The organism is Alcanivorax sp. REN37, from assembly GCF_041102775.1.
Lineage (GTDB): Bacteria > Pseudomonadota > Gammaproteobacteria > Pseudomonadales > Alcanivoracaceae > Isoalcanivorax > Isoalcanivorax beigongshangi.
Window position 1 is genome coordinate 1,165,815 of the sequence record NZ_JBGCUO010000001.1, and the last position, 19,202, is coordinate 1,185,016.

18 protein-coding genes are annotated in these 19,202 nt (G+C 58.6%); 3 read left to right on the plus strand and 15 right to left on the minus strand.

Going from position 1 to position 19,202, the window contains the following annotated elements; all coding sequences use genetic code 11:
• Positions 1-17: 17 nt before the first annotated feature.
• Positions 18-1,007, minus strand: a complete 990-nt coding sequence (locus tag AB5I84_RS05200) for an NAD-dependent epimerase/dehydratase family protein (RefSeq protein WP_369454797.1) — start codon at positions 1,005-1,007, stop codon at positions 18-20.
• 150 nt (positions 1,008-1,157) lie between these two features.
• Here AB5I84_RS05200 and AB5I84_RS05205 point away from each other — a divergent pair, with 150 nt between their 5' ends.
• Positions 1,158-1,862 (plus strand): phosphatase PAP2 family protein, encoded by a 705-nt coding sequence (locus AB5I84_RS05205; RefSeq protein WP_369454798.1) that lies wholly within the window; start codon positions 1,158-1,160, stop codon positions 1,860-1,862.
• Position 1,863: 1 nt separating this feature from the next.
• On the opposite strand, the gene AB5I84_RS05210 is transcribed toward AB5I84_RS05205, so the two are convergent.
• Positions 1,864-2,301, minus strand: coding sequence for an acetyltransferase (locus AB5I84_RS05210; protein ID WP_369454799.1), 438 nt, complete (start codon positions 2,299-2,301; stop codon positions 1,864-1,866).
• Between the two features lie 18 nt (positions 2,302-2,319).
• Positions 2,320-3,486, minus strand: a complete 1,167-nt coding sequence (locus AB5I84_RS05215) for an MFS transporter (protein ID WP_369454800.1) — start codon at positions 3,484-3,486, stop codon at positions 2,320-2,322.
• An 82-nt stretch (positions 3,487-3,568) separates the two neighbouring features.
• Between AB5I84_RS05215 and AB5I84_RS05220 the strand changes: the two genes are divergently transcribed.
• Together AB5I84_RS05220 and AB5I84_RS05225 are read left to right on the plus strand one after the other, a co-directional pair.
• The gene (locus tag AB5I84_RS05220) at positions 3,569-4,060 is read left to right on the plus strand and encodes a MarR family winged helix-turn-helix transcriptional regulator (RefSeq protein WP_369454801.1); all 492 of its coding nucleotides are present in this window, start codon (positions 3,569-3,571) and stop codon (positions 4,058-4,060) included.
• 400 nt (positions 4,061-4,460) lie between these two features.
• Positions 4,461-5,198, plus strand: a complete 738-nt coding sequence (locus AB5I84_RS05225) for a PraA/PraB family alkane oxidation protein activator (RefSeq protein WP_369454802.1) — start codon at positions 4,461-4,463, stop codon at positions 5,196-5,198.
• A 517-nt stretch (positions 5,199-5,715) separates the two neighbouring features.
• On the opposite strand, the gene AB5I84_RS05230 is transcribed toward AB5I84_RS05225, so the two are convergent.
• The 12 genes from AB5I84_RS05230 to AB5I84_RS05285 form a co-directional block, all read right to left on the minus strand.
• Positions 5,716-9,285 (minus strand): Ig-like domain-containing domain, encoded by a 3,570-nt coding sequence (locus AB5I84_RS05230; protein ID WP_369454803.1) that lies wholly within the window; start codon positions 9,283-9,285, stop codon positions 5,716-5,718.
• Between the two features lie 46 nt (positions 9,286-9,331).
• A complete protein-coding gene (locus AB5I84_RS05235) occupies positions 9,332-10,621 on the minus strand; it encodes an OmpP1/FadL family transporter (RefSeq protein WP_369454804.1) in 1,290 nt (429 codons plus the stop codon).
• Between the two features lie 681 nt (positions 10,622-11,302).
• The gene (locus AB5I84_RS05240) at positions 11,303-12,319 is read right to left on the minus strand and encodes a tyrosine-type recombinase/integrase (RefSeq protein ID WP_369454805.1); all 1,017 of its coding nucleotides are present in this window, start codon (positions 12,317-12,319) and stop codon (positions 11,303-11,305) included.
• The gene (locus AB5I84_RS05245) at positions 12,312-12,527 is read right to left on the minus strand and encodes a DUF4224 domain-containing protein (RefSeq protein WP_369454806.1); all 216 of its coding nucleotides are present in this window, start codon (positions 12,525-12,527) and stop codon (positions 12,312-12,314) included. The genes AB5I84_RS05240 and AB5I84_RS05245 overlap by 8 nt, the downstream gene beginning before the upstream one ends.
• 72 nt (positions 12,528-12,599) lie before the next feature.
• Positions 12,600-13,139 (minus strand): single-stranded DNA-binding protein, encoded by a 540-nt coding sequence (ssb, locus tag AB5I84_RS05250; RefSeq protein WP_369454807.1) that lies wholly within the window; start codon positions 13,137-13,139, stop codon positions 12,600-12,602.
• Positions 13,140-13,338: 199 nt separating this feature from the next.
• Entirely contained in the window at positions 13,339-13,899 is a 561-nt protein-coding gene (locus tag AB5I84_RS05255; protein ID WP_369454808.1) for a hypothetical protein, read from the minus strand.
• Complete coding sequence (locus AB5I84_RS05260; RefSeq protein ID WP_369454809.1) at positions 13,892-14,170, minus strand: hypothetical protein; 279 nt, start codon at positions 14,168-14,170, stop codon at positions 13,892-13,894. The genes AB5I84_RS05255 and AB5I84_RS05260 overlap by 8 nt, the downstream gene beginning before the upstream one ends.
• A complete protein-coding gene (locus tag AB5I84_RS05265; protein ID WP_369454810.1) occupies positions 14,163-14,654 on the minus strand; it encodes a hypothetical protein in 492 nt (163 codons plus the stop codon). The genes AB5I84_RS05260 and AB5I84_RS05265 overlap by 8 nt, the downstream gene beginning before the upstream one ends.
• Positions 14,654-16,321: a lambda-exonuclease family protein gene (locus tag AB5I84_RS05270; RefSeq protein WP_369454811.1), complete on the minus strand. Its 1,668-nt coding sequence runs from the start codon at positions 16,319-16,321 to the stop codon at positions 14,654-14,656. Before AB5I84_RS05270 ends, AB5I84_RS05265 begins: the two co-directional genes overlap by 1 nt.
• Positions 16,318-17,112 (minus strand): phage recombination protein Bet, encoded by a 795-nt coding sequence (gene bet, locus AB5I84_RS05275; protein WP_369454812.1) that lies wholly within the window; start codon positions 17,110-17,112, stop codon positions 16,318-16,320. Before bet ends, AB5I84_RS05270 begins: the two co-directional genes overlap by 4 nt.
• Positions 17,109-17,288, minus strand: a complete 180-nt coding sequence (locus tag AB5I84_RS05280; RefSeq protein WP_369454813.1) for a hypothetical protein — start codon at positions 17,286-17,288, stop codon at positions 17,109-17,111. Before AB5I84_RS05280 ends, bet begins: the two co-directional genes overlap by 4 nt.
• Positions 17,285-17,701 carry a hypothetical protein gene (locus AB5I84_RS05285; RefSeq protein WP_369454814.1) on the minus strand — a complete coding sequence of 139 codons (417 nt, stop codon included), beginning with the start codon at positions 17,699-17,701 and terminating at the stop codon, positions 17,285-17,287. The genes AB5I84_RS05280 and AB5I84_RS05285 overlap by 4 nt, the downstream gene beginning before the upstream one ends.
• Between the last annotated feature and the right edge of the window lie 1,501 nt (positions 17,702-19,202).

The following is a 19,202-nucleotide window of genomic DNA, read 5'->3' on the forward strand; positions in this document are numbered from 1 at the left end:
CTGCTCAGGCGCCGGTATCAGTCTGCTGCCGGCGCCAGCAACCCTTCCTCACGCATCCACTGGATGCAATCGGCCAACATGGTCGCCAGCGGAACGCTGGCATCGAAGCCCAACTCGCGCTCCGCGCGCTGGCCGTCCGCCACGACCCGGCGGGTAATCATGGTGACCTTCTCCGGTGTCAGGCGCGGCTCGCGCGTGGCATCGCGGTGCACCAGCGGCAGCAGTTGACCGGCAACGCGCAGCACCCACGCGGGCACGGTACGTTGGGGCGGCGTGCGGCCCAGCAACTGCGCTGCGGTCTGGGCGAGCGCCAGGAACGACGCGTCGACGCCGGCAAGAATATAGTGGGCACCGCGTCGCCCCTGATGGAATGCCGCCAGATGCGCCTTCGCCACTTCCCGCACATCACAGAAGCTGCCGGCACCGGGCGGCACCCCCGGTAACTGACCGCTGTCGATCAACCGGATCAGCTGTGACCAGTTATGGCGATCACCGGGGCCGATAATGCCGCACGGGTTAAGGATCACCGCGTCCAGCCCCTGTTCCACCGCCTGCTTCACCAGTTGTTCGGCCTCGTATTTGGTGCGGTGGTAGGCAATCGGTGAGCGGGCGGCGTTGGATGGGGTGTCGTCGTTGATCGGCTGGCGGTGCAAGCCGTAGGCGGAAATCGAGGAGGTCAGTATCAGCCTTCCTGCACCGCGCCGCTGGGCAGCGGCCACTACCGCACGGGTGCCAAGCACGTTATCGCGGTATTGGGCGGCGGCAGTGCGGCGCCACATGCTGGTGTTGCCGGCAATGTGGAACACCGCATCCGGGGCATCCGGCATCACCTGTGCCAGCGCATCGGCATCGGCCATGTCAGCGATCACCGTGTTCAGACCTGGGGCCGGTGCAGGCAGTGATGTGCCAGGGCGACGTAGCAGGGTGACGTGCCAGCCCTGCTGGCGTAGTAGAGCCACTACATGGGCGCCGACAAAACCGGTGCCGCCGGTTACGAATGCATGCATGGGATGTCCTGTTTTTATCGTGATAAGGGACTGAAGCCGCTCTCTGTGTAGCGGCTGCGCCGGCAGAAGGCCAGCCCGTGACGCCCGGCGGTGCAGTCGCCGGGGAGCGCTGTTAGGCTGTGCCGCTTTTGCGCAGTCAGGAGATCGTCCATGCACACACAGATACGCGCCTTGCTGTGGGGCAGTCTGGTGCTGTTGATGCTGCCGCTGGCGCTGTGGTGCACCGGGTTGGCGTGGACGCCGACGTGGATCAGCGGTGCCGCACCGTGGCTGTATGGCGTCACCGAAAGCGCCGGCACCTATGGCGCTGCAGTCACCAGCATGCTGTGGTCAGCCGTGTTGCTATGGCGCTGGCCGCGTTCGCGGCGGGCGGCTTTGGTATGGCTGGTGGGTGTGGCGTTAATGCTGGCGCTGGGGCAGGCGGTGAAGACGGTGATCAAACACCAGGTTGAAGCGCCGCGTCCCCATGTGCAGTGGCTGTCTGCACAGCAGGGGCTCGGCACCGACCCGTATTACCGGCTGCAGCGCAGTGAGCGGCAGCACTGGTTGGCGCAGCACAATCCGGCGCTGCCAGCTTGGCTGCTGGCTCATTGGCAGCATGAAACCGACACCGCGTTCCCGTCCGGGCACTCGGTGTTTGCCAGCAGTTGGGCATTGCTGGCGTGGGTGATGCTGTGGCCGCGTCGGCGTTATGCAGCGTTGGCGTTGATCACGGTGTGGGCGGTGACCGCTATGGGCAGTCGGGTGGTGCTGGGCATGCACAGCGCACCGGACCTGGCTGGCGCCACGGTGCTGAGTGCGTTATTGGTCGCAGCCGCGGTGTGGTGGTGGCAGCGCCTTCCAGCGCGCTGGTAAGTCAGCCCGGCCAGCGTAAGTGCAACAGTGGAAACGGCCGGCCTTCACCATCCAGCGCAGAGCGGCCAATTACCTCAAATCCCAGGTGCTGATAGAACGCCAGCGCTTGGCAGTTCTGTTCGTTCACATCCACTGCGCGTGCCTGCTGATGATGCAGCGCATGTTCCAGCAGCAGGCGGCCAATACCTTGGCCGCGCGCTGCGGGCTCGATGAACAGCATTTCGACGCGGTCACCGCCGACACTGACAAAGCCCAGTGGCACGCCTTGCCGCTCAGCGATCTGCACTGCCAATGCTGGCAGGTACTGCTCCAGAATCAGCGGACGCAGCTCCTCGATCACCGCTGGTGGCAGGAAGTCGTGGGTGGCGCGCACCGAGCGCTCCCACAGCGCAACCAGAGCGGGAAAGTCAGCGGTTGTGGCAGGGCGCAGTGTCAGCATGGCAGGGCGCGGTGGTGGTCAGCGATGGGCGTTGGGGCGGAAGCGGGCCGCCATGAACATCAATACTACCGCCGCCACCATCATCAGTGACCAGGCATGGCCAAGATCATCGAAGTGGCCACGGATGATGCCGGCAATCAGTGGCATGGCGCTGGCGATCATGTAGCCGCCGCCCTGTACAAAGCCTAGTAGCGCACCGGCATGATCCGGTGAGTCGGCGTGGTCCATGGTGATAATGAGCGACAGCGGGAACAGCGAGCCAAGGCCGAATGCCAGCACCAAGGTGGCCGGAATCGCTAGCGTCAGCGGCGCCCACACCAACCCGGCCAAGCCAAGCAGTACGAACACCAACACCGTCCACAGCAGTGGGCGGCGATCGTGGAAACGACCCACCAGCGCCGACACCGTCAAGCCAGCAATCACTTCACCAATACTCAGCAGCGCCAGCAGCAAGCCGCTTTCGGTAGGCGTCCAGCCGAGCTGGGTGTAATAAGGCGACAGCCATGCCAGCGCCAGTGTGTAGCCGCCGGTGCCGATGCCGAAGAACGCCATCAGCAACCATGCTCGCGGTAACCGCCAAGGAATGCCGTGGTACTGCGCCGGGGCCGAGCCACGTGATTGGGTCTGGCTCATCCACAGCAGCAGCGCGGCCAGTGCCGGCAGTGCCCAAATCGCCAAGGCCGGTGACCAACCTAGGGAGATCGCCACCGGCGGCGCAATCGCCGCAGCAAAAGCGGCACCGCCCATAATGCCGGTGGAATAGAGCCCCATGATGGTGCTGGCGCGTTCGGCAAACCGGCTTTTGATGAACGACGGCATCAGCGCCTGCACCAAGGCGATGCCTAAACCGCCGGCGGCCGCAGTGATGATCAGCGCATAGTCTTGGTACCAGAACAGCCGCACCGCGCAGGCCAACGTGATGATGCTGACGCCCAGCACAATGCCTTGGCGGCTGCCGAACCAGCGCTGCAGGTGAGCGGCCCACAGCGCACACAGGCCCATGGCAAATACCGGCAACGTGGTCAGCAGGCCGGCGTGCTGGTCATCAATGCCGGTATCGGCTTGGATCAAATCCAGCAGCGGACCAGTGGCAGCCAGGATCGGGCGTAGGTTCAGCGCCACCGCGACAATAGCGGCCAGCACCAACCATGAAGTGGCGGTAACGGCCGGGGAACGAGAAGACATGGGGACTCCTTGGAGTGAACACGCCGAGCAGGCATAATCTCGGCGCAAAGTATCTTAGTGTGAAGATAGTTGGGGATCAAACATGAATGCAGACCGCGCCGATGTGGCCGCAGAACAATGGCGTCGAGAACGCCCTGAACTCGACACCCTGCCGATGGAAATCATGGGGCGCTTGGCAGAACTGACCCAGCGCGTGTCCCAGGAGTGGATCAACCCGTTCATGGAAAGCCATGGCCTGCAGCAGGGTGAATTCGACGTGCTGGCGACTCTGCGCCGTGCCGGCGCCCCCCATGCGCTGACGCCCACGGCGCTGTATGAAGCGACGTTGGTGTCATCCGGCGGCATGACGCACCGCTTGGATCGATTGGAAAAGGCCGGCTGGATTGAGCGGCGCAAGCATCCGAGTGACCGGCGTGCAGTGCTGGTGTGCCTGACGGAGGCGGGGTTTCAACTGGTGGATGGGCTAATGGCGCAGCATGTGGCCAACGGGGAGCGGTTGTTGTCGGCGTTGACGAGGGGGGAGCAGGAGCGGTTGGGGCGGTTGTTGAGGAAGTGGTTGGTAGGGTTGGGTTAACCAGAGCACCGTCCGTCGGAAAGATCGCCAAGGAGTAACAGCAATGCCTGAGTCGGGAAAGCAGAGTAGCGGCGCTGTGCTACCAAATGTAACGCCTCTATTTTTAAATGTAATGATTAAGCATTGTTCCTGCTAGGGAAAAGGTATGTAGTACCGGTTTTAATAAAAGCTGGATTTCAAAAATTGATAATATCAAAGTGCCATCATGTCTATCTTATTTTTTTCTATGTGCTTGATTTTAATGGTGGGTCAGTCGGTGGTGAAGAAAGGCAATCTCTTATTTGATTAAGGCCTTGCGAGCGTTTAGCTTCGAGGGGCTGCCAAATATGGCGGTAAAAGCCGGGGAGCGTTGATGTTAAGGATGAAGTCGCTCCTAATAAAATGCTGAAGGAGAAAAGCGATGAAGAAGAAATTGTTGGCGTCAGTGCTTGTAGGTGGTGGGGTTGCCCTGTTTTCTGCAGGAGCCAGTGCTAGTTATTGGGAAGAGGGCACTTGTGCGCCTGACCATGTTGACGGTCCTGCTCCGTGTATTCAGGCCACCGATGAAGATGGCAAAACTTACTTCTTTAATGGGGACGGTGCGCATGCAGGAGATTGGCATGGTCGTCCAGACACGGGTTCCCCTTTCACGTTCAAAGGTAGTACTGATTTGAAATGTGGAGTTGCTGCCCTGTCGTGTGATCTTGCGTTGAATGGTAACGTGCGTAAAGATTTCGATCCGGCGGCGGGTGAATGGAAGATTGGCATCCAAGTTACCAGTGCTAACGTCACAGGCAGTGTCCTTTGCTCTGCTGTCACTGTGAAGGGATTCCCGTGGTATGTGGATCAAGACGCTAATGATGGCCCCTATACCAGTGCAGTGGGAGTGGGTATTCCGTACACCTACGGCGGTACTCCTGCCATCAGCTTCATGGGTAGTATTGGTCCCATCGGTATTTCGGTGCCGCTGCTGGGGATTAACGTGAACGATGGGCATATGCACAAGGTGTTTTACAATAATCAAGATACCTTTAGTTTTGGTGGTGCCAATGGTGACTCCACTATCTATAACTCATCGGAAGGTTCTACCGGTTGCACGGTGTCTGGTGACTTGAAGCTTCAGCCGCCGATGGAACGCTTGGAAATTCTGCCTCTATAATAACTATTATGCTTTAGAGTGAAAGCCGCCCTCTGGGGCGGCTTTTTTTATCTATGGTATGGCCATGGGATTAGCGCCCAAGCCTAGCCTCATAGGAAAGTTTAGACGTTAAATCGAAAGCTAAGTTGGGTGGTGTCAAGAGCTTTTGGTTTTTAAGAGGCAGGAAAGATAGCCAGCTTAAGTGATCAATCAAAACAAATGTCATTTTCACCGCGCCTGTTCAAATCTATCTATGAATGGCTAAGCTATTCAGCGTGATTGTAGACCGCGACTGACCTAGTGAATAATTTTGGGTGGCGTCGCCGAGGTATTTTATAGCTGTTGGGGCGGGGCTAATCAAACATAGACTAGGGGCGTAAGTGAGAAGGAAGCATGGATTGTTTTTTTGAGGGGTTTTATTATTCTGCGGTGTAATGTGATGGTTGATTTTAAATTCTGGTTAATAGAGTGTGGTAAATGCTGTTTTTTGCTTGTGTTAATTTTAAAGAGGAAGGGGGCGATGCCCCCTTCCTCTTTATTATTTTATTGGTTCAGAAACATACTGTAGATTGACTCCGCTCTTCGGTATGAATAGGTCCAAGTATCCATTAGGGTCTGGATTAGCCCCAAATATCATAACTTGAATGGATGTTTTACCCAGGTTTGTTTGAGATATCAACATTCTTCCGTCATCAAGGAAGCTGATCGGTCCTGATATTTCCATCTTCATAGGAAGCGATCTGGCGTCGCTAGCGTTACCGGGAATTTGAGCGCCCCAGCTCATTATGAAAGGAAGGTCGAGATACAGATCTAACTCTGCTTTTAAGACGGCGTGTCCGCTCTGCTCAGAAATATAGGCAGTAATGGGTTTCATGCCAGGTTCGTATCTCATACGCATGATTTGTTTGCCGCTACTTCCAGCAATAATGGTCATCCCGCCACCAGAGGAAGTACTCTGAGATTGCTGCAGTGTAGAAGAGTCCATGGCCGTGCTAAGAACCTGAGAGGGATAAAGCAGAACCTTAAGGCCGTCGCTTGTTACCTCGTCGGTCACTTCTGCGTATATTCCAGAAAGCAGGTAGGTGAATTTATGCTCAGGGCAATGCATAGGGATGAAATCATCGGTCACAGGATCGATCAGATACCCGCATCCATTATTAACGCCAAATATTCCGACGCTCTCACCGTATTGCAGTCCGAACGCCTGCTCTAGCTCCAAGTTTCTGTGGTTAGATAAAACTTTAGCGCTATTTGGTGGGGGAAGAAAACCGCCCGGATCCAGAGGTTCGTTATTGTCTTGGGGATTAATCATTTCGGTAGGGCCGTATTCCTGATTTACAAACTCGTAGAGCCCTGCAGACATCCATTCCCCAGGAATCATGGCTCCGGACCCTGGGAAGATTTCTGGACTGAAGGTGTCAGAGTTGCTGCGTTCAGCCATGAAGTTACCATTCAGGTCAGAGATGGGCTGAGTGCGGAGAGCCTGTAAGATTGCAGCAGAGTTCTTGGCCCCTTTGAAGAATTGCACCAGGCTGGGCCCTCCTGCATCGACCTCAGTCTGACCCGACCCAATGCGGTAGTCTTGGCCACCTCCGGTGCTGGTTCCATTCCCGTTACGCTTGCCAATGAAGGGAATCCCGATTGGTTGAGTTTGGAGTGGGCGTCCGTAGGTATCACAGACGGAGTTCACACCGCAGTCGATACTAGTCTCATCAGCGGCCAATCCATGAGTACCGTATGCCGCGCTAAGGATTGGTTTTAGAGTCCAGCCACTTGAGAGGACACGGTACCGATAGAGGGAATTTTCCTTCCATGGCTTATCTGGTGAGAAAGTGAGTGACCGACCTTCTACTGTCAGTGTGCCTGAGACCTGCTGGATTACCGTTTCATCATCATTTATTTCCTCGACGAAGAAGGTAGCGCCTTGGACAAAAGAAGAGGCGTCCATATCTTTAGAGAAGTAGGCCAAGATAGGTCGATTTGCGGGCATATCGAACACAGGAATAATATCGTCCATGGGCTCGAGATCGTACGGGCCGCCGAAGGATGGAGACTTTTCCAGGCCCGGATGGCCTCCAGCGCAAACTCCTGCCTTGCCGGCCGATAGGTCTCTCACTAATGCGGGCTTCATGAAGTCTAGGGCTGTCGCAAGGTTTTGTGCCGGAGGATTAGTGGGCGTCGATAATTCTGAGAAAAACTCTTCATAAAGGGCGCAGGGGAATCCAGGGTAAACCGAGACGACCACGGGTGAATGCTCTTTTTTTCGCTCGTCTGGGACCGTCGACAGAATCGTAGGGAATAGCGGCTCTGCAGCAGTGTTATCGACCAGCTCTGGCAACGAGAAAGTCTTTCCTAAAGGCTGCTGGAGAGGGTGGCCTAGGATATCCTTCAGGGTGTTTTGGATAGACAGATGGTATGTGACGTTTTCACCTTCCTTACCATAGGTCAGTATTTGTTTGGGATTGATCACCAATGCGGCTCCATCCACCCAGTACTCGATTTGCTCCTCGGTCAGGCCGCCACTGCTAGCTCTCTCTAACGAAACGCTGCCGCTGACACTGGCTGCATCTAACGGCTTATTGAAGTTCAAAATAATCGGATCACCCGGCTTGGCGAGATGCGCCTTGTTGGGGCCACCGTCGGCAGACAGATCCTCCATCGTCCAACTCACCAACTCCAACGGTCGATCATCCACCGGCGGCGTGGGCGCATTGTTCTGATCATCCAGCCCCTGCATGTAGAAGCTCAGCAACGCACTGGCTCGCTCGGTGCCGAGCACGTTCGGCTCCACCACGCCCATGGCGTTGATGGTCAGCATGCCGTCTTCCACGATGGCGGTGCCCACCAGCTCGATGTGCTGGATGGTTTGGGTGACCGCGCCGTTGGCTTTATCCACGTCGGCACTGATGCCCATGTCCATCATTAGCCGCAGCTGTTTCGGTGAAGACGGCTCACTGCTGAACGGGTTGTCGATCAGATAGCCGGTGGCGTCGCTGAGGAATTCCATGCGCACGGTGCCGGAGTCGAAACCAGCCGGCACTTCGCCACCGATGTGCACGGTCATGGAGTCCGTTTCGATCAGTGAACCGCGCTTAATGGTCAGCGGAGTAACGTCCGGGTGGCTCGGCAAGTGCGCCAGTTCGGCCGCCAAGTAACCGTGAGCTTGCGGGGTGGCGGCGTGTTGAGTGCCCTCTAGGCCAAGCAACACGGAGTACATGGGCACTTGGTTGATCTGTTTGCCGGTCAGCGGGCTGTTCATCATTTTGTCGTCGATCAGCTGCACCATGCGTGCGCGCTCGGCACCCGGCGTGGGGCGGGTGTCGATCGGCTGGAACGACCAGCGCCACAGGTTGCTGCCCATGCCACTGTTGGCCGCCAGGCTATTGCCGCTGCGGCTTTTCAGATCTGGCGAGATGGTCAGCGTGTAGGTCTGGCCCGGCGTCATGTCGTCGGTCGGATCGATGGTCAGGTAGCCATCCCCCACCAGCACGGATGCCGGCACCAGGGCTCCATTGGCATCGGTCAGATTGATGGTGCTGTCGGCGGCGTTGCCGTATTTCACAGTGCTGCGGTCGATCGGCTGGCTGAGCTGTAGCCGCAGCGAAGACATATCCGCTACCGGCAGGTTGGTGCCGTCTGGGAACAGCCGCTTTACCTCGAAGTTGGCGGCGCTGACCTGGCTAGCCGGGCCTTCGTGCAGACCGCGGGTGGTGAAGGTCAGGGTGCGTGCCTTGGCATTACCGTCCACCAGCGCCAGCGCCGGCACTTTCACGGTGTATTGGGTCAGCGGCGCGAGGCCATCATCCGGCGTCAGCAGCAGCCCCTGGTCACCATCGACGGCCTCGAATGAGAACGCCACGCTTTGCCCTTGGGCATCGGTGATGGTGATGCTGGCTGCCGCGCTCTGCGGATCTTTGATGGCACTGGTGAAGCGCAGCGCCACCGGCGCCGGGGTCGGGACCTCGATCTGTTGGTGTCCCGGGAAGGCATAGACCAGACTCTGTCCTTGCTCGCGGATGATCTGCTCGTAACCGCTCTTAACATCGTCCTTGCCGCCGCCGCAGGCGGCCAAGCTGGCGATGCATGCGGCCAATAATAGGCGTTTCATAAGGCCACTCTCCTTGGAATTGTTATCAGCCTTGGTGTGATGCTTTTTAGAAATTCAGCGTTACGGAGCCGGCGAACACGTGCACATCACCCTCGGTGCGTGCGTTGCCAAGCGGAGTGCCGTTGCTGCTCACAACCTCAAAGTCGCGTTTGTCCAAACGCTGATACTGGTAGCCGAGGTCCATGCGCACCGGCCATGCCAGCAGCGGGACTTTCGGCAGCTTGGTGGTCACGCCAAGGCCAAGCACAGTTTTGTCCGCATCGATGTAGTTCACGCCGACGGTGCGCTTGCTTTCCAACGGGCTGCGCTCGTGGGCAACACCGGCGGTGAAGGTGAAGTGCTCACCGACATCAAACTCCACGCCGATACGCGGAATGAAAATGTCGCGGAAGTTGGCGTGTGCTTGGTCCTTGATAGTGTCGTCACGCAGTTCCCGCTGCAGCCGGCCCCAGGCTTGGTACTCCCCAGTGACGCCGAGGCGGAACTGGCCGAAGTCATATTTGACGCCGAGGGTGGTGATTTCCGGCTGGAATGAATCCAGCGTCTGGATCGCCAAGTTCAGCCCCGGCGGCTGGATCACACCCGGCACCGCCACGTTGGAGCGCACTTTGGTGCGGGTGTTGGAATAGGCGCGGTAAGAAAGCGCGGTTTCCAAGTTGTTCATCCAGCAATCGGCCTTCTGACAGAAGGTCTCACCCCAGCGCAGGTTGAGGCCCACGATCGGACGGAATACCGGCTTGGCAGAGACGTCCAACTCTTCGTTCGAGGTGTTGCCGGCCAGGGTGGTATCGGTATTTAAAGTGGCGTTGGCATGCAGGGTGACCCGCAGTGAAAAGCCGACATCAATACCGCGCCAGATATTGGTACCGGCCCCAGCGGTTAGGAACAGCGGCTGGCGGCCGTAGCTGAAATATTGCGGCGCGTTACTGGTGTTGGAGCCAAACGCCATCATTTCCTTGCCGTACTTTTCCACCCCGACCATCAGCCCGAAGTAGAGCGGGTGGTCCAGCGTGGAAAGGTTGGAGAGGTCGGTTTTCAGACCCAGTTGCACCTGCTGCGACGGCGTGTTCATGATGCGGCTGCCGTTGGTTTTGAGGTCATGGTCGGCGTGGAACAGGCCGCCGGTGAGTTCGCCGCGACGGTCACGCACTAGGTTGGCAGGGTTGTAATACACCGCCGAGACCTGGCTGTTGAATACCGAAAGAGCCTGCGCTGATGCGACATCCGAAGGCAGCAACCCGTAAGTGGATGGCGCATTACCCATTGAGGCGAAAGCCGGCAGAGCCAGTGAAGAGGCGCCGAAGGCCACCGCCAAAGCGAGGGGTTTGAGGTTCACAGTACGATCTCCTTTCTTATTTTGAGCCCGATCAGTGGGCAGTGTGGGGTGATCTGTGCAGGCGGGCTTTTTTATGATTTTCGTGTGCGTCGCTGAGTCGCGAGAGAGACCTTGCGGCACCGAAAATCCACTGCAAAAAAGAAAAACCACACCCATCCGAGGTTAGGGCGCGGGTGGCGGGGAATGAACAGCACATAGTGAAAGGCAGCTTTTCATAAAATGAGGGATTGGCGTGCCAAGTGAATTCGGGGCAGACGATGGGCGGGAAGTACTGTAATTGTGTTGCGGAATGAAACTGCTTGTAAAACAGTGGATTGGGTCACTGATTGTGGCGGATGCGCCAACCTGTTGTGGTCTGTATGGCGTAATGTGGCGGCCGTAAGCAGTGTGAGTTGTGTCTGGAGACCTGGTTACGGGGCGCCGTGGCCAATCGGGGGGTGAGCTGGTTTAGCAGCCCTTTCGGGTAATTAAATGGATTTCAGCCGGGTAGCGGGCTCTCTTTTACAGCCTTGTCAGCAGCACCGAAATGCCCCACAATCCGCGCCCTTGAAGGCCCGTCCTTCAATGTCGTGTAGCGGGTGTAGTTCAATGGTAGAACCCTCCCCGACGCTGTAGCCCGCATGAATACTGCCTTTCAGAGGCACTCTGTCTCACAAATCGTTTTTTGTCTCACAAATCAAATTAACGCACCGGGTCGATGATCGCTTTTCGGCGACGATAGTGCGTGCGCGTCATTTCCACGCTGGAGTGATTCAGCAGCGCCTGGGCGCGGGCATCATCTTCGGCTTCAGATCCCACTTTTGCGCGCAGGTCATGGCGGGTGAAGGGCTCCTTTAGGGCCGTTTCTGCTATTGCCCGCTGCATTGATTCACGCCAGTTTTGGTCGAAGCGCTCGCTGCGGTCGTTCTTCACGAGGCCGGCGCCACGGGGGCCGGTGAATAGGAATTCAGAGCTGCCAACGCGCGTGTCCCTGGCCATTGTGATTGCCTCACGCAGCGCGGCCGTCATGCGAAACAGCGACTCCTTCCCAGTTTTGTGATTGAGAATTCGTAAAATATCACCGCGGTCGTCATCGAGGGTGATGCGCAGGATGTCTGTTTTGCGTGCGCCGGTGAGTAGCGCGATGGCGGCAAATGCGAGCTGCACCGGGCTCGCAACCTTCTTCCATTCGTCGAGCTCCCAGTCTTCAACCAGGCGAGTGCGGGCGACCTTCACTCCATCTCGAATTCCGTAGTACTTCACTTCACTTTTGACTGGGTTGGCGCGGATGACTCCCCAGCGCACGGCGCGGTTGAGGACGTTGTTCAGCACCTTCAGGTCGTTGTTGGCGACGTTCATGGTGCGGCTCTCAGCAACGGCGTCCAGGTACTGGTAGACGATCATGGGCTCGATCTGTGAGAAGCGGTTATGTCCGAGTGCCAGCCGCAGCCTACGCAACGAAGCGCTGTATGACTCTTGGGTGTTCGGTTTGAAGGTGGGCAGTACTTCCAGCTCGTAGCGATCAATGGCCCAAGAAAGCTTGTTCTCGGCTTCGAGCTCTTTCTTGTCGGCAAACGCTCGCAGTGCAGTGGGGTAGTCAGTGCCCAGGCGGTACCAGCTTTTGCCGTCGAACAGGGCCAGTTCTGACTTGCGCGGCCGGTAGTAGAAGGCACCGTGTTTGAACGCCCACCGCCGCGGCAGCGCACCGCGCTTACCCATTGAGGAATTCCAGGTTCACGCTGCCGCGCGACTCTTGGGGCTGCGTTTTAATGCCCAATGAGGTGTTCACGGCATCGCGGGTGACAACGGGTTTTCCGTCCGGGCGTTCGCCGAAGGGCACACCCATCAGACGCAAGGCTTCACGCTGGGCGGCGCTGTGTTTCTTGCCGGTCAGCTTGATCAGCTCTGTGTGGTCGAGAATGAACATCGCCGTCGGTCCTAAGAGTGATTGAAGAGAGGGCCGGTGTTATTTGCGCCACCGCCGGCTGGGCTGAACCGGTTAGAACGGTATGTCGTCGTCGAAGTCGTTCGCCTTCAAAGGCGGAGTTGTTGAACCATCGCGCGCCGCCTGATAGGCGTTCGAGTCGCGCTGTGGGCGTGCGAAGCCGCCGGCACCGGCGCCATCGCCGTCAAAGCCGTTAGGTTGCTGGTCACGGGCATGCCCGCCGCCAAATCCACCACCAGCTCTAGAGCTGCCTTCACCGCGGCCGTCCAGCATCTGCATTTCGCTGGCAACGATCTCGGTGGTGTAGCGGTCTTGACCATCCTGACCCTGCCACTTGCGGGTGCGCAGCGAGCCCTCGACGTACACCTTGCTGCCCTTCTTCAGGTACTCACCGGCAATCTCAGCCAAGCGATTGAAGAACACCACCCGGTGCCATTCAGTGCGTTCCTGCATCTGCCCGCTGTTTTTGTCCTTCCAGCTTTCACTGGTGGCCAGGCTGACGTTGGTGACAGCGCCCCCGTTGGGCATGAAACGGGTTTCCGGGTCCTGGCCCAGGTTGCCGATCAAGATGACTTTATTGATGCCGCGCGCCATTACTCACCCCCTGCCGCACGGGCGGCGCACTGGCAACGCTTTACATCTATCGACCACACACCGGAAAAATACGGCTGCACAGTGCATCCCCGGAAAAGCCAGGCCCCCAAAATACGGCCGACACCATCGGCGCCCGCATCGGTAGCGCCGACCACCGCCCCGCATTGGCAAATGGCTACAAATCCAGACGGCTTCTCTCTCACTTCTCACCCCCTGCCGCACGGGCGGCATCAGACAACGCGTTCTGAATCGGACCCAGCTTCTCCATAATCTGCTCAGCCCACGGCTCCCACTCAGGGTCTGGGCTACCACAGCACTCCGTCCCGGTTTGGCCACAGCACACCAGATATGCAGACTGGTATGCGTCTTGCAAAACGTCCTGCACCGCTTCCAACGCCACCACCACCACGGAAGCCATTAGCGCATCCCGCTCTTCCCGCAACTTTCTCACAGACTCAGCCTGATCCGTGTTCCACTTATCTGCATATTCGCCTCTGCGAGTGAGTTCCGGATCAGGGTTTCTCGCCGCAACTCCGCAGGTAATAACGCGGTGCATATTCAGCTCGGCCTCGGCCTTGTAGGAATCGCGCTCCGCCTCTAGCTCACTAATCTCTGCCTTCAACCTCTCCCTGTCAGCCAGCACTGCGGAGCGGGCGTATTCGTTCATTTGCACGTCGGTGAAAACAGCCTCATCGTGACCGGCCAGATTGTGTTTTTTGAAACCTGCCGGCAGCTCCGGCAGCTTGATGTCGTCAGTCATGGCTGGTCTCCTTCTCTGCGGACAGCTTCGCAACCTGCTCGCGGATAGGGCGCATGAATTGCACGTCAACGGTCGGGCGGACCAGCGGCTCAACTTCGGAGCACGGCCACGGGATGTCGGTTTCTCGGCAACGGTGCTGCCCCATCGCCTTGTCGCGCGAGAACTTCTCCGCTTCGTCCAGACGGGTTGTGTACCCGCCGCCACGTCGCCACCAAACCACGCAGTTGCCAACATAGTCCCGGCTGTCCTGCAGATAGAATTGATCAGTCATGTCTGGCCTCTTGCTTGGCAGCGCCTTCATCGAACATGCCGCGAGTTGCCTCGCGCTCGGCATCAATATTGGTGAGGCCGTGAGACACCAGGGCGCACTGGACGAATCCGAGCCAGCGGTGGGCCTTGGCGGGCGATAATGTAGGAATCTGCTTCAGCATCTGCAGGATGTGCCACAGCGGTGGAAGCCCGGAACGGGAAGTGTCGGCCTGCGCCGCAACAATGGTTGGATGCTTATCCAGCAGCATTTGGGCGTATCGCTGGCACGCTTGCTCAATTCCGGCACTGCTGACCACCGGCGGAGCGCAAGGCGGCACCGGGGCGGCGGCTATCATCGCGCGGTAGCGGCTATCAAAGTCGACGCACTGGACACCGGTATGCGTTACCCACGTCATGGCACCGTGCTCGTTGTCTGCTCGAAATGTTGCAGCCATAAGCGGAGTGGGTTCTGCAGGCACCAGCTGCCATCCAGTTGGAATGTTCATCACGCCGCCTCCCGCTGTTTGCAGGCCTGAGCCAGGCGCTGGGCCATTGCGTTGCAGATTGCCTGGAAGTCGGACGCACGGTAGAGGCGAGCAGCCCGCTCTTGGCCCGCCGGCTGGAAGCCGAGCTGGGCGAGGCCGTCGGCGTTGATTGCAAGCGGGGCGATCAGGGCATTGATGTCGCCGAGCTTCATCATTGCTTCGCCTGCGGCTGGCTCGCGCACTTGCTGGGGATGCGGCGCCGGCTCGACCATGGATGCCTGTGCCTGTGCCTGTGCCTGTGCCTGTGCCTGTGCCTGTGCCTGTGCCTGTGCCTCGCGCTCGGCGAGGTGCCGGGCCCGCGCCTCTTCTTCAACACGAATCCGCTCGCGCTCTGCAGCTTGTCGCTCTTGCTCCTGCCGCTCGGCTTCAGCAATGCGGCCCGCGATGATGTGCTCCAGCGCCTCGGCGTCTTTCGTTACCAGTTCGTTGAGGTCACGGAACAGCTCAGGCCGGCCGGCATCGTCGATCATCGCGAGCGCCTTGGCCGCGGCCTGGTGCGTCAGACTGGCTGACACTTTCCACTGCGCTACGGCAGTGCTGGCGGCGTCGCGCAGACTTGCGATCGTCCGCTTGCCTTTCATCGCGCCGTCGATGTCGGGGCGACCGAGGTTCAGCTGAACGCGGTGGCCAAGTGCGACGGCGATAACTTCGGCGTGATGCTGCCAGGAGCCGCGAGCATCGAGCGCGATTTTCTGCCGCAGCGCCTCTTTCTGGGCTTTAACCAGCCGCTCAAGCGCGAGCCGCTTCTGCCGAGTCGCTTCTTTCACGTCGCGAACTGTCCGCACCGCAGCGTCGATGTCAGCGGTCTGGCCCAGAATAGACTGCTCGGCACCGTCAAGCCGTGACTCGACATCGCGACACCACTTCACGGCCGTCTCTGCGTCAGCAAAGTCCTGATCGGTCTGCAGGTCAGTGTTGATGCCCTCGATCACCGCCATGGCGTGCTCGCGGAAAACATCTAGGTTGGATGCGATCACGCGGCCCTCAACCCGCACACTCAGCGCCGGCAAGCTGTCCATCGTCTTGCCTACGGCCGGGGCTTCGACCGGGGCCGGGGTGTAGCCGGCGGAGTCGGCGTCGAACTGCTGCCAGGCGGCGAACAGCTGCTCGGTAGCGCCGGCGGGCAGCTCGACCCACATCCAAACGCACTTTTCGTCAGTGCCGTCGGTGATCATGTAGAGCACGCGCTCTGCGCCACTGACTACAAGCTGCTGGATTACTTGCCAGTAGTCGGTGTCCGGCACCTCTCCAGCGCGCACAGATGCTGCTTTGCGCTCGTTCCAGCTCTTGCATTCCCAGGCGGTAGTGCAGCACATCGTGAGACCGTCGAAAGACGCGGAGAGGTAGCCGTCATCGGTTGTGCCGATTACCGGAAACAGGTCGTCGCCGACAATGCGCTCGGCAATCTGACGCGCTGCCTCTTCGATTGCGTGTCCACGGTCGAAGCGAGCTTGGGTTGCCGCATCCACTTCAGGGGTGATGCCTGTTGCGCGCTCGCTCATCAGCTGATCACGCGTCTTGTACGAGCTTGCGCCCATGACTGCCGGTGCATCACTGGCATTACGCGCATTCGAACGATGCTCAAGCCATTCAGCGGTGCCTTGAATCAGTCCTTGGATGATTTTCATGCCTGATCTCCCTGGGTAGTTGCGACTTCCAGCAGCGCAGAGCGCTGGCCCGGCGTAAGTTCGTAGCGCGTCTGGAGCATGGAAATGATCTGCTCGGCAGGACGCTGGCCGGATTCAACGACCGCTGCGTACTTTTCGATCTGCTCTTCCGGGCACGCAGGTAGGGCCTTTGCCTGCTCGCGTACAACCTGGGCGGCGCCCATGTCCCTCTCGGACTGCTCAGCGATGCGCCCGGCCTCGTCTTCGTCAAAGATGCCGACAAAGCCGAATGCCAAGCGGGCGCACTGGATCATGGCCTTGTGCCGCAAGAAGCGCTTTGTGTGGGTCTGCCACGGCCCCTTCATGCCCTCTTTGAAAGGGGCCCGGTAAACCTCGTCCAGGTACTCGCGAACCACAATCGGGCGGCCTCGGTCTTTCCGATACATCACGCACTCAACCCACTCATGGCTCGGTGCAGATGCGCCGGGCGGCGTTACAAGCGCGTCGCTGTAACGGAATTCCATGCCGTCAAATTCCGGATGCCCGTTGATGATTCGGCTCCAACCGTCCACACCTACGACTGGGACGATTCCGTTCTGCTTGTCGGGGAACGCATAAATCTCACGAGTGAAGGGGTTCAGTCGGTACTGATCCGCCACCACCAGGAGAGCCATCATTTGCTCATTGCTTGGCGCAGATCCGTCGCGCTGCTTGAAAGCGGTGGCTTTCAACGTCTCAAACATCTTGTTTGGATCTACCGCGTAGCGGTCACCAAATTTCGCCAGCAGACTGGGCTTTGCTTGTGCGTTCATGGCAGCGTGACCTCCTTGGTCAACTTGAAAGTGATGCGCTCAAAAAGGGACATCCCTGTCCGCTGCGAACCGAGCGCAATCGGTTTCCGGTTTTCCAGGCTGGCGATGGTGTAGTCGCGCTCAGCCTGCAGAATCAAAATCTCGTGGCGAGGCCGCCGGGTGGCCATTTGCTTCATGCCTTCAGCTCCATCTGTCGTTCGAATTGTTCTTCGGCCAGCAGGTAGGCCGCGTAGTCATCAGCAAGCGGGGAGAGCAGGGCGCGGGCCTCATTGGCGAGGCACTCATGCCAGCGCTTTTCGAGCGACGCGGAGACCTCGCGGCGAGTCGTCCACTGCCGGGCAATTTCGGAAACAAGCTCGGCGCCCTTGCCGCAGTCAGTCTCTGCCTCGTGGAACAGCTGCTCGAAAGTCACGCCTGCCTTGCGACCGCAGTGATGGCGCCAAGTAACGTCTTCGCCGGCGCACAGATCGCTGATCGAGTCCTCCAGCCACCGCTGGCCTTCGCGCGTGTCGAGAAAAGCAGCGGGCGCTTCCGGCGGGGTCAGGTTGCGGAGTTCCCAGTTCGCTTGTGCGGTAGTGAAGTTGGTCATGTCTGTCTCCAAGCCAGTGACCAAACAATACCGGCGGTTATCATTACAGTCAACACCGGCGGTTATATTTGTGTTTGAACCGGTTGTTCCATCAAACTGCCGCCTAGCGGCGCACGCTTGAACAGCCCATCGCTACGGGCTAACTAAGCCTTATGTCTCGCAGGGGGGCGGGGCAGGACTGATCAATGGAGCTTGATATGCAAGGAATAGCGAGACTGCTGGCAGCACTGCTGCTTGTCGTGTCTGCGGCAGCCTGGGGCGACGGTGTGCCGGGTCAGGAGCTGAGCCCGGTCGATGCGCTCATTGAGTACACCGAGGCGTCGTTGTTTGACGCAGTGAGCGAGACGGAATGCGCAGAAGCGGCGGAAGGTCAGGCAGACATTGAGCTGGCCGCCGGCTGCTGCAAGATCTGCAGGACGGGGAAGGCATGTGGTAACTCATGCATCAGCAGGAACTACAGCTGCAGTCGACCAAGGGGGTGTGCCTGTGATGGATGAGATGCGGATGCACTGGACTGCGTGGGTCATGCACGCAGTGCCTCTAGTGATTGCCCTTGTTCTGTGGTTAATGGCGCCGAGCCCAGGTCAGCTAGCTGAGGCTGCGGCGGCAGACATCCTCAACACCGTGGCGCTTGGATTCGCTGTTGCAGGGTCTGTCTGGTTCTTATGCTCAGCCTGGCGGGTGTGGCGCTTCTTCACTGCTGAAGAGCCAGTAGAGCCTGATGGCTGCCGGGTGTGCTGTGGGCCAGTGATGGATATGACCCGGAGATGCTTGGTTTGCGGGAGTGGGCGTTAGGAATGAAAAGGCCCGCCGAGGCGGGCCGTAACATACTATGTGGCTACTTGAGGAGTCTCGCAGCGCCAAATGATATAGCGGCGATTATCCCCATGGCGGGCAGAACGATGGCAACGAACCATTTGATGATGCTCGACTCGAGCTGGGAGACATCGGCCTTAGTGGCCCCATGAGTACCAACGGATTCCACCTTCGCTTCGATACTTGCGAGCGAAATGCGAATGTCCGTCGTCAGTGACTCCAGGTGCTGAACTCTCTGTTCCATCTGGGTAAATCCTCCGCCTCCAGAGCCGCTGTTAGAGCCGCCCATACTGCGCCCTCGGCCCCGAGCCTCTGGGGGGCCGGGAAAGTTGGTGACATTGTTGTTATTGTGCGGCATCAGGCTTAACCAATTCTGCTAGACCCTTAACGAGGGCGAAAGTTCTTATGTAGTGACAATTCGTACAGAACAAGACCAAGACAGGAAGCCCTGTTGCCATGAAATCCCCTATCCCCCCGGCCCCATATGGCAATGAGTTACCGAAGTGGTGAGGACCATTTACTGCTAGCCAAGAGTCTTTTCCGCACACGGTACAACCGGCGTCCCCGCCTCGATCCTGAACCCATTGAAGGAACTTGTGTATATCAATCTGGGGGCTAGGGTCCTTTATATCACTCATATTTTACCCTTTGATTTTGACTAACGATAGAGCGGGAGGTTAGGGCG

Excerpts from the sequence above, each read along its gene's own strand:
- AB5I84_RS05200 (WP_369454797.1), bottom strand. The coding sequence starts at position 1,007 with ATGCATGCATTCGTAACCGGCGGCACCGGTTTTGTCGGCGCCCATGTA.
- AB5I84_RS05205 (WP_369454798.1), top strand. The coding sequence starts at position 1,158 with ATGCACACACAGATACGCGCCTTGCTGTGGGGCAGTCTGGTGCTGTTG.
- AB5I84_RS05210 (WP_369454799.1), bottom strand. The coding sequence starts at position 2,301 with ATGCTGACACTGCGCCCTGCCACAACCGCTGACTTTCCCGCTCTGGTT.
- AB5I84_RS05215 (WP_369454800.1), bottom strand. The coding sequence starts at position 3,486 with ATGTCTTCTCGTTCCCCGGCCGTTACCGCCACTTCATGGTTGGTGCTG.
- AB5I84_RS05220 (WP_369454801.1), top strand. The coding sequence starts at position 3,569 with ATGAATGCAGACCGCGCCGATGTGGCCGCAGAACAATGGCGTCGAGAA.
- AB5I84_RS05225 (WP_369454802.1), top strand. The coding sequence starts at position 4,461 with ATGAAGAAGAAATTGTTGGCGTCAGTGCTTGTAGGTGGTGGGGTTGCC.
- AB5I84_RS05230 (WP_369454803.1), bottom strand. The coding sequence starts at position 9,285 with ATGAAACGCCTATTATTGGCCGCATGCATCGCCAGCTTGGCCGCCTGC.
- AB5I84_RS05240 (WP_369454805.1), bottom strand. The coding sequence starts at position 12,319 with ATGGGTAAGCGCGGTGCGCTGCCGCGGCGGTGGGCGTTCAAACACGGT.
- AB5I84_RS05245 (WP_369454806.1), bottom strand. The coding sequence starts at position 12,527 with ATGTTCATTCTCGACCACACAGAGCTGATCAAGCTGACCGGCAAGAAA.
- ssb (WP_369454807.1), bottom strand. The coding sequence starts at position 13,139 with ATGGCGCGCGGCATCAATAAAGTCATCTTGATCGGCAACCTGGGCCAG.
- AB5I84_RS05255 (WP_369454808.1), bottom strand. The coding sequence starts at position 13,899 with ATGACTGACGACATCAAGCTGCCGGAGCTGCCGGCAGGTTTCAAAAAA.
- AB5I84_RS05260 (WP_369454809.1), bottom strand. The coding sequence starts at position 14,170 with ATGACTGATCAATTCTATCTGCAGGACAGCCGGGACTATGTTGGCAAC.
- AB5I84_RS05265 (WP_369454810.1), bottom strand. The coding sequence starts at position 14,654 with ATGAACATTCCAACTGGATGGCAGCTGGTGCCTGCAGAACCCACTCCG.
- AB5I84_RS05270 (WP_369454811.1), bottom strand. The coding sequence starts at position 16,321 with ATGAAAATCATCCAAGGACTGATTCAAGGCACCGCTGAATGGCTTGAG.
- bet (WP_369454812.1), bottom strand. The coding sequence starts at position 17,112 with ATGAACGCACAAGCAAAGCCCAGTCTGCTGGCGAAATTTGGTGACCGC.
- AB5I84_RS05280 (WP_369454813.1), bottom strand. The coding sequence starts at position 17,288 with ATGAAGCAAATGGCCACCCGGCGGCCTCGCCACGAGATTTTGATTCTG.
- AB5I84_RS05285 (WP_369454814.1), bottom strand. The coding sequence starts at position 17,701 with ATGACCAACTTCACTACCGCACAAGCGAACTGGGAACTCCGCAACCTG.